Consider the following 12,328-nt stretch of genomic DNA (forward strand, 5'->3'; position numbering starts at 1 on the left):
TCCGCCGTGCCCGGGCTCGTCGTGAACCGGGTCGCGCCCGGGTTTCTGCCCGCCGCGCTCGACGGCTTCCCCGACGGCCTCGTCGTCGTGACTGGATCCGCGGGCAAATCGACCACCACCAAGATGCTGGTCGCCGTCCTCCGCGCGCACGGTCTCCGCGTGTTCACCAATCCCTCCACGGCCAACATCGCGCAGGGCCTCACCTCCGCTCTGCTCGAACGCGCCGACCTGCGCGGGCGGATCGATGCGGACATCGCCGTCCTCGAGATGGACGAGGGGCACGGTGCCCGGCTCGCGCCCCGGATGCGCCCCCGGGTCGTGCTGCTGACGAACGTCGTCGTCGACCAGATCGACCGCTTCTTCGATCCGGCGATGGTCGCCCGCATGCTCGGCACGATCGCGTCCCGAGCCACCGGTCCCGTCGTGCTCAATGCCGACGACCGCCACATCGCCGATGTCGCGACCTCGCTCCCAGACGATCGGGTTCGCTGGTACGGGGTCTCCGACGCGGTGCGCGCATCTGCTGCGGGCGGTCTGGGCTACGCCTCGGAGTCGGACGGCGGCGCCGATCGCGCCACCACCATCGTCGACAGCACTCAGGGAGCGGCCGCGCGGATCGTCAGTGACGGCGATCCGCTCGAGGTGCGCCTGCCCGCCCGGGGAGTGCACTACGCGGTCGACGCCGCAGCCGCCGTCTCGACGGCCCGTGCCGTCCTGGCCGAGCGCTTCGACGCGACGCTGACCGCATCCGCGCTGTCCGCCATCGACCCCGTCTTCGGGCGCGGCGAGATCGTCACTGTGCGCGGACACGAGGTCGAGTTCGTGCTCGTGCAAAACCCGGCCAGCTACCGTCTGAACATCACCGAGATCCCCGAGGGGACCGAGCAGATCATGCTCGCTATCGGCTCCGACGTCCGCGACCCCTCCTACTTCTGGCCCGTCGACACCTCGGTGCTCGGACGCGTGCGGATCGTCTCGGGGTCGAAGGCGCAGGAGGCGGCGCTGCACCTGCGCTACGACGGAGTCGTCATCGACGAGGTCGACGACGACCTCGGCCGCGCGCTCGACACCTTCCTCGCACTGCCGACCCCCGTCTCCGGCCGGAAGACCATCATTTTCTCGGCCGACTCCATGCGCCGCACGCGCGCGCACCTGCAACTCGTCACCAACCGCGAGGAGACCGCGTGACCACCCTCCGCATCGCCGTGCTCGCCCCCGATGTCTTGGACAGCAACGGCGACGCAGCGAACGCCCGGGTCCTCGCGGCCCGCGCACGCTGGTCGGGGGTCGCGGCCGACGTCGTACCCCTGGCCGTCGCCGCGGATGCGGAGGTGCGCCCGGACGTGCTGGTCGCCGGCACCGGCGCCGACGAGGACCTGGCCGCTGTGCTCGCACTCCTGCGAGAAGTGGCTCCGACGCTGCGCTCGTGGGTCGAGCAGGGTACGCAGGTCCTCGCCGTGGGCGCCGGTTGGGACATGCTGGCGGGGTCGATCAGCACTCCGCATGGCGAGGTCGAGGGCATCGGCCTTTTTCCCGGCGCGTCGATCGCGGGGGAGCGGGTGACCGACGACCTCCTGGTCGAGAGCTCCTCTGGCGTCCTGGTGGGCTTCGAGAACCACGAGCGCCGGATGACCGGCATCGCTCCCGCGGACGCGTTGGGCCGGGTGCTGCACGGCACCGGGGACGGAGTCGGTTATGAGGGCTACTCCGCGGGTGGCTTGCTCGGCACACACCTGCACGGCCCTGTTCTGGCAAAGAACCCGGTACTCGCCGATACGATCCTGCGCCGCGCGCTCGGCGACTCCTACTCCGCGTCCGACGCGCGCATCCGCACGGTCGATGACACGGCACGAGCCGCCCGCGATGTGATCGCGAAGCGGCTCGGTGTCGGTCGGTAGCGGTGTCGGTCAGTGCGGCATGGACACGCCGTCCGAGCCGGTCGGGAACCAGCTAGGGGCGCTGCTCCTCGAAAAGCCGGGCGGACTCGTCGTGCCAGCTCTGGGCGATGCCGGAGAGCTTCTCCTGATACTTCTTGCCGTGGTGTGCGCAGAACAGCAGTTCTCCGTTGTTCACGACCACTCGGATGTACGCCTGCGCACCGCAGCTGTCGCAGCGGTCGGCGGCGGAGAGCTGGTGGGCGCTGGCGAGTTCGTCCACGCCGTTCTGGGTTGCTGTGGTCGACATGACTTGGCCTCCTGCACTCGGTCTTCGATCTCTGCTTAGTGGAACCCATCCAAGCACGCGATTGTTTCCGCACGGAGTCGATCGGGCGGCATTTCGCTCTGCGCGTAGGGGCACTCGTCCGGCGGACATCGGGCGCACGCGGTGCGTCGCGCCACCGCGGTCGAATCCGCTCACGAAAGTAGACTGAGCGGATGGCCTCTACCGACTACAACGCCCGGCATCTCTCCGTCCTCGAGGGTCTCGAAGCGGTTCGGAAGCGGCCCGGCATGTACATCGGCTCGACCGATTCGCGCGGCCTCATGCACTGCCTGTGGGAGGTCATCGACAACTCCGTCGACGAGGCCTTGGCCGGGCACGGCACCGAGATCAGCGTGCTGCTGCACGCGGATGGCAGCGTCGAGGTACGCGACCGTGCGCGGGGCATCCCCGTCGACATCGAGCCCAAGACCGGACTCTCCGGCGTGGAGGTCGTCTTCACGAAGCTGCATGCCGGTGGCAAATTCGGCTCCGGCTCGTACGCCGCGTCCGGCGGTCTCCACGGGGTCGGCGCCTCGGTGGTCAACGCGCTCTCGGAGCGCCTGGATGTCGAGGTCGACCGCAATGGCCGTACCTACCGGATGTCGTTCCACCGCGGCGAGCCGGGCCGCTTCGCCGATACGGGCGAGCCCACTCCCGACGCCCCGTTCATGCCGTTCGAGAACGGATCGGAGCTGGCGGTGGTCGGGAAGGTCGCCAAGGGCGTCACCGGCACCCGCGTGCGCTATTGGGCCGACCGCCAGATTTTCACGAAGGGCGCGTCGTTCCAGACGGATGACCTGGTGACCCGCGCTCGGCAGACCGCGTTCCTGGTCCCGGGGCTCACGATCGACATCGTCGACGACCGGGCGGAGGAGCGCCGCGCCGAGATGTTCCGCTACGACGGCGGCATCTCGGAGTTCGTCGAGTTCCTGGCTCCCGATGCGCCCGTGACCGATGTGCTGCGTCTGACCGGCTCGGGAACCTTCACGGAAACGGTGCCGGTGCTCACTCCCGGCGGCGCGATGGTGCCCACCGAGGTGGAGCGCACCTGCGAGGTCGACATCGCGCTGCGCTGGGGGACCGGCTACGAGACGGTGATGCGCAGCTTCGTCAACATCATCTCGACGCCCAAGGGCGGGACGCACCAGACCGGCTTCGAGCAGGGCCTGCTGAAGCTGCTCCGCTCGCAGGTGGAGGCGAATGCGCGGCGCCTGAAGGTCGGCTCGGACAAGCTCGAGAAGGACGACGTGCTTGCGGGACTCAGCGCCGTACTGACCGTGCGCCTCCCCGAGCCACAGTTCGAGGGCCAGACCAAAGAAGTGCTCGGTACGCCCGCGGTCCGCGCGATCGTCGCCTCGACCATCGGCTCGACTCTGGGCGCCGTCTTTTCCTCCACCCGCCGCGAGGACAAGGCGCAGACCGCGCAATTGCTCGAGAAGGTCGTCGCCGAAATGAAGTCGCGGATCTCGGCCCGCGCGCATAAGGAGACTCAGCGCCGCAAGAACGCGCTGGAGTCGTCCTCGCTGCCGGCGAAGCTCGTGGACTGCCGCAGCAACGACGTCGAGAACAGCGAGCTCTTCATCGTCGAGGGCGACTCCGCGCTCGGCACGGCGAAGCTCGCCCGTCACAGCGAGTACCAGGCGCTGCTGCCGATCCGCGGGAAGATCCTCAATACGCAGAAGGCGAGCATCGCCGACATGCTCTCGAACGCCGAGTGCGCGTCGATGATCCAGGTGATCGGCGCCGGCTCCGGCCGCTCCTTCGATCTGTCCGCTGCGCGCTACGGGAAGATCATCCTGATGAGCGACGCCGATGTGGACGGTGCCCACATTCGCACGCTGCTGCTGACGCTCTTCTTCCGCTACATGCGGCCCCTGGTCGAGGCGGGGCGCGTGTTCGCGGCCGTGCCTCCGCTGCACCGCCTAGTCGTGCTGAACGCGGGCAAGAAGCCGAACGAGACGATCTACACCTACTCCGAGAAGGAGCTGCAGAGCGTTCTCGCCACCCTCGGCAAAGCGGGTCGCCGCTACCAAGACCCGATCCAGCGCTACAAGGGCCTCGGCGAGATGGACGCTGACCAGCTTGCGACGACGACGATGGACCGCGCCCGACGAACACTGCGCCGGGTGCGGGTCGCCGACGCCGAGAACGCCGGGCGGGTCTTCGAGCTGCTGATGGGCAACGACGTCGCACCGCGCAAGGAGTTCATTGTCCGCGGCTCGGAGTCGCTCTCGCGGGACCGCATCGACGTCTGACGTGCGGGCGTCCCGGCGTCAGAACAGCTCGGGCGCCGCTCCCAGGGTGGCGATCGGGGCCGCGAGGGCGACTCCGGAGCCGTCGCGCTTCATCCCGGAGTCCGGGAGAGCGGCAGCCGAGCCGTCGGCCTCGAGGGCGTGTGCGGGACCGGGACCGACCCAGGCGACTCCGAGGGCCGTCTCGCCCTTGAGGAAGCGGTGAGCGCGCACTCCGCCGGTGGCTCGGCCCTTTGCGGGGAACTCGGAGAATGACGACACCTTCGCGCTGCCGGTGTCGGTCCCCGAGAGCGCCCAGCTGTCGACGGCGACTGTCGCGACGACCGCCCCGTCCCTGTCTTCGGCAGCGACGACGGCGAAGTGCACGACGTCGTCGGTCTCGGCGAGCTTCACTCCGACCATGCCCGCGGCGGTGCGCCCCTGGGGGCGAACAGCGGACGCGGAGAAACGCAGGAGCTGCGCCTCGCCGGTCACAAAGACGAGCTCGTCCTCCTCGGCCGAGGCGGCCGCTCCAACGACGGCGTCCTTGGGCTTCAGCGCGATGAGCTCGATGTCCGGGCGGTTCGGCAGCTCGCCCGGCGCGACGCGCTTGACCACGCCCTGCAGGGTGCCGAGGGCGATCGGCCGCTCGTCGTCGAGTGCAACGAGAGCGAGCACCCGCTCGTCCTTGGCGAGATGCGGGAGGTAATCGCTCATGCGTACCCCGGCGCCGAGCTGCACGGAGGAGGAGGGGACGGCCGGCACGTCGACGGGGGAGAAGCGCAACAGCCGCCCTGCGCTGGTGACGGCCCCGATCTCGGCACGGGTGGTCGTGTCGAGGACGCTCAGCACCGCGTCGTGCTTCGAGCGGCGGGTGGCGCGCTCGGGGTGCGGCGCCGCGTCGGGGTCGCGGTCGATGCGCACCATGCGGCCGGTGGTGCTGAGGAGTACCCGGCAGGGGACATCGGCGATCTCAAGGACGGCCGCGGCCTTGCGCCCGGTGGTGGCGACGGAGGGGCGCGCCTCGGTCAGCAGGGTCCGCCGGGGGGTGCCCAGGCGCTGGGCGACGTCGTCGAGCTCGTCCGAGACCAGCTCGTCGATCCGCGAGCGACTGGCGAGCAGGGCCTCCAGCTCGGCGATCTCGGCGAGCAGAGTGTCGCGCTCGGTCTCGAGCTCGATGCGCGAGAACTTCGTGAGCCGGCGCAGCTGGAGTTCGAGGATGTAGTCGGCCTGCAGAGTGCTGAGGTCGAACACCTCGATCAGCCGGGCGCGGGCCGACGCCGTGTCGTCGCTGCTACGGATGAGGTGGATCACCTCGTCGATGTCCAGAATCGCGAGGAGAAGCCCCTCGACGAGGTGCAGCCGCTCCTGGCGCTTGCGCAGGCGGTAGCGGGATCGGCGGGTGACGACCTGCACACGGTGGCCGATGTAGACCTGCAGCAGCTCCTTGAGACCGAGAGTGCGCGGTCCGCCGTCGACCAGTGCGACAGTGTTGATCGAGAACGCGTCCTCGAGCGGGGTATAGCGATACAGCTGTTCCAGGACGGCCTCGGGGCTGAATCCGGTCTTGATGCCGATCACCAGGCGGAGGCCGTTGTCGCGATCCGTGAGGTCGGTGACGTCCGAAATGCCGCTGAGCTTCTTGTTCTGCACCCCGTCCTTGATCTTGTCGATCACCTTCTCGGCGCCGACGAGGTAGGGCAGCTCGGTGACGACCAGGCCGGACTTGCGCGCGGTGATGCTCTCGACCGAGACGCGGGCGCGGGTCTTGAAGCTGCCCCGGCCGGTCGCATAGGCATCGCGCACACCCGCGAGGCCGACGATCGTTCCACCGCTGGGGAAATCGGGGCCGGGGACGAACGACATCAGGTCGTCGAGGGAGGCGTCCGGGTGCGCGATAAGGTGCCGCGCCGCTCCGATCACCTCGACGAGGTTGTGCGGTGCCATATTCGTCGCCATGCCGACGGCGATGCCGCTCGCGCCGTTGACCAGCAGGTTCGGGAACGCGGACGGGAGGACCTCGGGCTGGTCGTGCGAGTTGTCGTAGTTGGGTACGAAGTCGACGACGTCCTCGCCGAGGTGCTCGGTCATCGCCGTGGCGGCCGGAGCGAGACGGGCCTCGGTGTAGCGCGCCGCGGCCGGCCCGTCGTCGAGGGAACCGAAGTTGCCATGACCATCGACGAGCGCCACCCGCATGGTGAACGGCTGCGCGAGTCGCACCAGGGAGTCGTAGATCGAGGCGTCTCCGTGCGGGTGCAGTTTTCCCATCACCTCGCCGACCACGCGGGCCGACTTCACGTGCCCGTGGTCGGGTCGCAGACCCATCTCGCTCATCATGTAGAGAATGCGGCGCTGCACGGGCTTCAAACCGTCCCGGGCGTCGGGGAGCGCGCGCGAGTAGATGACCGAGTAGGCGTATTCGAGGAAGGATCCCTCCATCTCGGCCGAGACGTCGACGTCCTCGATGCGTTCGGTGAGCGAGGATCCGGAGGAGGGGGCTGCAGCGTTCATGACTCACTTCGGTGGCGGACGCGGGACGGCGGCGGGGGAGTGCACCGCCAATCGGTTCCCGACGAGCGGAGCGGAAGCAGCGCCTCGCGGACGGGACCGGCCTTCCCGTGCACGCAGGCGATCCGTTGCACCGGCCCGGCGGGAGCGGCGGTGCTGTGCGAAACTGGGCGCAATGCCCCACATGCTACCGCCAGCCCCCGACGGGCGGCGGAGCCTCGCCGACGTCCTGCCGGGAGCCTTCGACGCGCTCCTGGGTCGCCCCGGCCTCTTCGGATCTCCGCGAGTCGAGCGCATCGTGGTGGTCCTGGTCGACGGCCTCGGGGCCGCGAACCTTCGCCAGCGCTCGGGCCACTCGCGCATCCTCGCCCCCGCGCTGAACCGCGGCACCACCCTCGTCTCCGGATTCCCGACGACCACGGCGGTCGCCCTCGCGAGCCTCACCACGGGCCTGCGCCCGGGCGGGCACGGGATGGTCGGTTACCGCGTGCTCGACCGCGCCTCCGACCGCCTGGTGAACCAACTCTCCGGCTGGGACGAGCGGATGGTGCCCGAGCAGTGGCAGACGCAGCCCACGGTCTTCGAGCAGGCCTCGGCCGCCGGTATCCGAGCGGGAGTGATCGGCCCCGCGCGATACGCGTACTCGGGTCTCACCCGCGCGATCCTCCGTGGCGCCGACTACCACTCCGCAGGCGGCGTCGCCGAGCGCTTCACGGCGGCACGCGCCCTGTTGGACGAGGGCGGACGACAGCTGGTGTACCTCTACGTCCCCGAACTCGACCAGGCGGCGCACGCGCGGGGCTGGGAATCGCCGGAGTGGACCCGCGCCCTCGAGCTGCTAGACGGCGAGGTCGGCGGCGCAGTCCGGGGGCTCTCGGCTCGGGAGGGGCTGCTGGTCACCGCCGACCACGGGATCGTGGACGTTCCCGCCTCCTCGCACGTGCTGATCGAGCGCAGCCCGCTGCTCGAGGGCGTCCGGCACCTCGGCGGAGAGCCGCGCTGCCTCCAGCTGCACCTCGAAACGGGCGTACCGGCCGAGGAGGTGGCGCGGCGCTGGGTCGAAGCGGAGGGATCGCGCGCCTGGATCGCGACACGCGAGGAGGTCGTGGCGAGCGGCTGGTTCGGTGAGGTCTCGCCGACAGCGGCCGACCGGATGGGCGACGTGTTCGTCGCAGCGCGGAAGACCGTCGCCTACTACGCGGCGGACGACTCCTCCGGTCGCTCGATGCTCGGGCAGCACGGCTCCCTCACGCCGGAGGAGACACAGGTGCCGCTCCTGCGCTTCGGCGCGCTGGCCTGAGCGGATCCGGGCGCCCGTGAGCGCCGGTCAGTCGTCCGTGCGGGCTCCGAAGACGATCTCGTCCCAGCTCGGCATCGCGGCGCGGCCCCGGCGCATGCTCCCGCGCACGCCCGACGGCTGCTCGGGGGCCGCAGGAGCGGCACGCGGTGGCTCCGGCGCCTTCTCGACCACAGGAGCCTCGACCTCGGGCTCCGGCTCCTCGCGGACACGAAGGTTCGATGCGTGATCGCGCTCGCCGCGACGTCGCCGCAGGGCGTCGAGCAGGTCGGCGGTGTCAGTGAGATTGCGCTCGCGCTGCTCCGTGGTGCTGGTGATGGGACGGGGCAGTGTCGAGATCGGGCGCGGGGCCTCGGCGAGGGCCGGCTGCGGCTCCGTGTCGGAGGGACGCACGGCGGCGGGACGCGCGTGCGGCATCGCAGCCGGCCGGCCGGCCGTCGGGTGATCGGACCGGGCGGGTCGGGTCGGTGCCTCGGCCGAGTCCGGGTCGAAGCGCGTCGCGAGCTCATCGACGGCGGCGGGGATGACGGCACGCAGACGGGGGATCAGCGTCGGACGGATCTCGCCCTGCTGGGACAGCGTGATGGCCTCGGACGTCAGTGGGGAGAGCAGCGCCTTCCGCGGGTCAAAACGCCAGCGGGCGTCGTGATCGATCTCGTCCGAGCGGAAGAGGAGCTTGACGACCCAGCCGTCCTCCTCCTTCCAGCTGGACCACTGCTCGCCCTCGGCCCCGAGGGCGACGAGCCGGTCGCGAATCACGTCGCCGAACGGCGTCCCCTCCTCGAGCGGATCGGGGTCGGTGCTCGTGTAGACGCGGACCGCGAGTGCGGAGGCGACGATGTGCTCGCGCTCGGCGGTGACCGGACCCTCGAAGCGCTGCACATAATCCAGGTCGGCGCCGGTGAGATCGGCGACCTCCTCCGCCGAAAGCCCAGAGCGGATATGCGCCTGGATCTCGCGGGGAGAGACACGCTTCTCACGAGGAGGGAGAGAGTGGACGCGCGGACGCAGCTGGCTCTGCAACGTCTCGTCGATGCGGACCGAGAAGCGCTCGCCGCCTTCGGACACGAGCACGAGCGATCCGCCCTCGACGCCGATCACCTTCAGTTCCATCATCGCGGGGACCCTCCTTGTGGACGCGGACCGGGCAAGGATGCCACGCGCCCGGGCCGTTGACCGGGAATACCCCGGGCGGGTCGAAAGTTGGTGCGGAAGGAGGCGGGGCGAGCGGGTGTCAAGAGCCGTCCGCGGTGGTTTGCGAATCGATGCGTCGTGATGCACACTGACCCCGCCGATTTGTTGAACAGCAGAAATAAGAAGTGGATGGGAATGGCTACGGACTACGACGCCCCCCGCAAGACCGATGACGACTCCGAGTCGATCGAGGCCCTGAAGGAGCGAGTCCCCGACAAGATGTCCGGAGTCGTCGACGTCGATGACGCCGACAACCCGGGCGGATTCGAACTGCCCGGTGCCGATCTGTCCGACCTCGATCTGGACGTCGTGGTGCTTCCGCCCCAGGCGGACGAGTTCACGTGCGTGAGCTGCTTCCTGGTGAAGCACCGCTCGCAGATCGATCACGAGGAGAAGCTGGGGCCGATCTGCCTGGAGTGCGCCGCCTAAACGCCGCCAGGCTCCGAAGGACGACCGCTCCGTCGCCGTGATCCCCGGATCGCGGCGACGATGTCGTTCGGGCGGCGACTGGAGATCAGCCAGTACGGCGTCGGGTCGGCCGGATCCTCGATCGGGACCCGAACCACGTCCTTCACCCAGCCGCGGATGACCAGGTACGCCCGCGCGTCCAGCCGGGGCCCCCGCTCGGCGAAGGCCTGATCTCCGGTGTGCGCGGACGGCTCGCCCAGCAGATCGAGCGAGATGTGCGCGCGACCGGCGCGCAGCTCCCCCTCCGCTACCTCGACCACCGGAGACAGGGCGAGGAGCGAGAGCACGCAACCTGCGTACAGCACGATCGCGACGATCACCCCAACCTGGAGGTCGATGGGCGCGAAAACCAGAATGCTGGCGGGGAGGACGAGGGCGGTGGCGACGAAGAGCCAGGGCGCGGGCCATAGCCTCTCTCGGTAAGACGGCATGACCCTATTGCACCAGACGATGTGGTCTACCCTCGTCACGTGCTTGCAACCGTCGACGTCCCCATCACCGCGGAGCGGCTCCCCCTCTACGCCCGACCGGGTGATGCCGGCGCCGACCTGCAGTCCACCCAGGACGTGCTGCTCGCTCCCGGTGAGCGCGCGTCCGTCGGCACCGGAGTGGCCCTCGCGCTGCCCGAGGGGCACGTCGGCTTCGTCGTCCCCCGCAGCGGGCTCGCCTTCAGGCACGGCATCACCGTCGTCAACGCCCCCGGCACGATCGACGCGGGCTATCGCGGCGAGATCCGGGTGGCGCTGCTGAACACCGACAGTCGCGAGAGCTACCGCATCACGGCAGGCGACCGGATCGCGCAACTCGTGATCGTCCCCGTCGTGCGGGCGCGATTCACAGCCGTCGAGGAGCTTCCCGAGTCGGTGCGCGGAACGGGCGGCTTCGGATCCACCGGGTACGCCGCCGCAACCCAGGAGACCAGAATCCACGAGGAGAGCGCATGAGCGACATCCAGCCCACGGCCGGCGAGGCCGCCGAGCCCGTTCAGCAGGACTTCGAGAAGTCCGCCCCGGAGGACCGCGCCGAGGCCGGTCCGCTCGACGAGCGCGAGGCCAATCCGGTTCGCCCCTACATCGACCTCGGCGGGGTGAAGGTTCTCCCGCGCGAGGGCATGCACATCCGCCTCGAGGTCGAGGAGAACACCAAGCGAGTCATTGCCGTCGGCCTCGACTACGCAGGCTCGACGCTGCAGGTGCAGCCCTTCTCCGCGCCGCGCTCCTCGGGCCTCTGGCACGAGATCCGCGGCCAGATCGCCGAGCAGATCGGCCGCCAGGGCGGCTCGACCACCGAGCGCGAGGGAGTCTTCGGCCCCGAGCTCGTCGCCGAGCTGCCGGTCGCCGGCGGTCAGACCCGCGTCGCGCGGTTCGTCGGAGTCGACGGCCCGCGCTGGTTCCTCCGCGGCGTGATCGCCGGTGCGGGTGCCGTCGACGAGCAGGCCGCGGCCTCGGTCGAGGAGCTCTTCCGCAGCATCGTCGTGGTGCGCGGCAGCGGCCCGATGCCTCCGCGTGACCTCATCCCGCTGAAGGTGCCGACCGGCGGCCAGACCCAGCAGAGCGCGAGCTGAGCGGCATGGACCCGGCGCGGCCCGAGGACCCGACCGGAGGCGAGGATGCGGCCCGGCCCGAGGTGGGCGACGCGATCGCGCAGGCGGCCCGCCGCTCCGGCCTGGGCGCCGTAGCGGACGGCGAGCCGTTCGACGGGCGCGCGTTGCTGCGCACGATGGGCGGCGTGCGGGGGATCCTCGAGGCCGTCGTGCCCGGCATCGCCTTCGTGCTGCTCTACACGATCACTGCCGAGCTCGTCCTCTCGCTGGTCGCCTCCGTCGGTCTGGCCGTGGCGTTCACCGTGGCGAGGGTCCTCGGTCGCACGCCGGTCATCCAAGCGGTCGGCGGGCTGCTCGGCGTCGTGGTGTCCGCGGCCCTCGCTCTGTTCACGGGGCGTGCCGTCGACAACTTCGTGCCGGGCCTGGTGACGAACCTGGTCTACGGCCTGGTCTTCCTGCTCTCGGTGCTGGTGCGCTGGCCGCTGATCGGAGTGGCCGCCGGCTACCTGATGGGCGACGGAACCGCCTGGCGCGGCGACCGGCGCAAGCGCCGCCTCTTCGGCGCGCTGACTCTCGCCTGGGCCGGACTCTTCCTCCTGCGCCTGGCCGTGCAGTACCCGCTGTACCTCGCTCAGGACACCACGGCGCTGGGCACGTGGAAGCTCGTCCTGGGTCTGCCCCTGTACGCGCCGTTGCTGGTGCTCACCGTGCTCGCCGTTCGCGCGGAGTACCGCGGGGCCGCCGAGCGCGCCGATGCGGGCGATGCTCCGGATCGTGCGTAGAATTGTCTCGACGTCGAGATAAATAGCGCTCGCCTCCCCGCATCGTCGCGGGGAGGACGACCGGGAGTTGCGACGTTGTGGAGTTAGGTCCTCCTTGGTGGCA

Annotated in this window: 12 protein-coding genes; 8 read left to right on the forward strand and 4 right to left on the reverse strand. The window is 70.1% G+C overall.

What is annotated here, in order from left to right:
- The first annotated feature begins 6 nt into the window (after positions 1-6).
- Together C5D07_RS10880 and C5D07_RS15790 are read left to right on the forward strand one after the other, a co-directional pair.
- The gene (locus tag C5D07_RS10880; RefSeq protein ID WP_146076655.1) at positions 7-1,188 is read left to right on the forward strand and encodes a Mur ligase family protein; all 1,182 of its coding nucleotides are present in this window, start codon (positions 7-9) and stop codon (positions 1,186-1,188) included.
- On the forward strand, positions 1,185-1,898 hold the full coding sequence (locus C5D07_RS15790) for a type 1 glutamine amidotransferase (RefSeq protein ID WP_068253205.1): 714 nt from the start codon (positions 1,185-1,187) through the stop codon (positions 1,896-1,898). The genes C5D07_RS10880 and C5D07_RS15790 overlap by 4 nt, the downstream gene beginning before the upstream one ends.
- A 52-nt stretch (positions 1,899-1,950) precedes the next feature.
- Here the strand turns inward: C5D07_RS15790 and C5D07_RS10890 are convergent, their stop codons facing one another.
- On the reverse strand, positions 1,951-2,184 hold the full coding sequence (locus tag C5D07_RS10890; RefSeq protein WP_068253202.1) for a DUF7455 domain-containing protein: 234 nt from the start codon (positions 2,182-2,184) through the stop codon (positions 1,951-1,953).
- 191 nt (positions 2,185-2,375) lie between these two features.
- Between C5D07_RS10890 and C5D07_RS10895 the strand changes: the two genes are divergently transcribed.
- Positions 2,376-4,457, forward strand: coding sequence for a DNA gyrase/topoisomerase IV subunit B (locus C5D07_RS10895; protein ID WP_068253199.1), 2,082 nt, complete (start codon positions 2,376-2,378; stop codon positions 4,455-4,457).
- A gap of 18 nt (positions 4,458-4,475) precedes the next feature.
- On the opposite strand, the gene C5D07_RS10900 is transcribed toward C5D07_RS10895, so the two are convergent.
- A complete protein-coding gene (locus C5D07_RS10900; protein ID WP_104259350.1) occupies positions 4,476-6,944 on the reverse strand; it encodes a DNA gyrase/topoisomerase IV subunit A in 2,469 nt (822 codons plus the stop codon).
- Positions 6,945-7,116: 172 nt separating this feature from the next.
- Between C5D07_RS10900 and C5D07_RS10905 the strand changes: the two genes are divergently transcribed.
- Entirely contained in the window at positions 7,117-8,241 is a 1,125-nt protein-coding gene (locus tag C5D07_RS10905) for an alkaline phosphatase family protein (RefSeq protein WP_249028225.1), read from the forward strand.
- 27 nt (positions 8,242-8,268) lie between these two features.
- Here C5D07_RS10905 and sepH read toward each other — a convergent pair whose 3' ends face one another.
- Positions 8,269-9,354, reverse strand: coding sequence for a septation protein SepH (gene sepH, locus C5D07_RS10910; RefSeq protein WP_068253193.1), 1,086 nt, complete (start codon positions 9,352-9,354; stop codon positions 8,269-8,271).
- Between the two features lie 213 nt (positions 9,355-9,567).
- Between sepH and C5D07_RS10915 the strand changes: the two genes are divergently transcribed.
- A complete protein-coding gene (locus C5D07_RS10915) occupies positions 9,568-9,861 on the forward strand; it encodes a DUF4193 domain-containing protein (protein ID WP_055792269.1) in 294 nt (97 codons plus the stop codon).
- Here C5D07_RS10915 and C5D07_RS10920 read toward each other — a convergent pair.
- The gene (locus C5D07_RS10920) at positions 9,858-10,331 is read right to left on the reverse strand and encodes a DUF3093 domain-containing protein (protein ID WP_068253190.1); all 474 of its coding nucleotides are present in this window, start codon (positions 10,329-10,331) and stop codon (positions 9,858-9,860) included. The two genes, C5D07_RS10915 and C5D07_RS10920, sit on opposite strands and share 4 nt — an antisense overlap.
- A gap of 39 nt (positions 10,332-10,370) precedes the next feature.
- Between C5D07_RS10920 and dut the strand changes: the two genes are divergently transcribed.
- The 3 genes from dut to C5D07_RS10935 are packed head-to-tail and all read left to right on the forward strand — an operon-like array spanning position 10,371 to position 12,225.
- A complete protein-coding gene (dut, locus tag C5D07_RS10925; RefSeq protein ID WP_068253187.1) occupies positions 10,371-10,844 on the forward strand; it encodes a dUTP diphosphatase in 474 nt (157 codons plus the stop codon).
- Positions 10,841-11,464, forward strand: a complete 624-nt coding sequence (locus C5D07_RS10930) for a DUF3710 domain-containing protein (protein WP_068253184.1) — start codon at positions 10,841-10,843, stop codon at positions 11,462-11,464. Before dut ends, C5D07_RS10930 begins: the two co-directional genes overlap by 4 nt.
- 5 nt (positions 11,465-11,469) lie before the next feature.
- On the forward strand, positions 11,470-12,225 hold the full coding sequence (locus C5D07_RS10935; protein WP_068253181.1) for a DUF3159 domain-containing protein: 756 nt from the start codon (positions 11,470-11,472) through the stop codon (positions 12,223-12,225).
- Positions 12,226-12,328: the final 103 nt, after the last annotated feature.

Origin of the sequence: Rathayibacter tritici (assembly GCF_002932875.1) — a bacterium.
GTDB lineage: Bacteria > Actinomycetota > Actinomycetes > Actinomycetales > Microbacteriaceae > Rathayibacter > Rathayibacter tritici.

What these genes read in the sequence shown, in the direction of transcription:
- C5D07_RS10890 (WP_068253202.1), bottom strand. Translation starts at nt 2,184, where the DNA reads ATGTCGACCACAGCAACCCAGAACGGCGTGGACGAACTCGCCAGCGCC.
- C5D07_RS10895 (WP_068253199.1), top strand. Translation starts at nt 2,376, where the DNA reads ATGGCCTCTACCGACTACAACGCCCGGCATCTCTCCGTCCTCGAGGGT.
- C5D07_RS10900 (WP_104259350.1), bottom strand. Translation starts at nt 6,944, where the DNA reads ATGAACGCTGCAGCCCCCTCCTCCGGATCCTCGCTCACCGAACGCATC.
- C5D07_RS10905 (WP_249028225.1), top strand. Translation starts at nt 7,117, where the DNA reads ATGCCCCACATGCTACCGCCAGCCCCCGACGGGCGGCGGAGCCTCGCC.
- sepH (WP_068253193.1), bottom strand. Translation starts at nt 9,354, where the DNA reads ATGATGGAACTGAAGGTGATCGGCGTCGAGGGCGGATCGCTCGTGCTC.
- C5D07_RS10915 (WP_055792269.1), top strand. Translation starts at nt 9,568, where the DNA reads ATGGCTACGGACTACGACGCCCCCCGCAAGACCGATGACGACTCCGAG.
- C5D07_RS10920 (WP_068253190.1), bottom strand. Translation starts at nt 10,331, where the DNA reads ATGCCGTCTTACCGAGAGAGGCTATGGCCCGCGCCCTGGCTCTTCGTC.
- C5D07_RS10930 (WP_068253184.1), top strand. Translation starts at nt 10,841, where the DNA reads ATGAGCGACATCCAGCCCACGGCCGGCGAGGCCGCCGAGCCCGTTCAG.
- C5D07_RS10935 (WP_068253181.1), top strand. Translation starts at nt 11,470, where the DNA reads ATGGACCCGGCGCGGCCCGAGGACCCGACCGGAGGCGAGGATGCGGCC.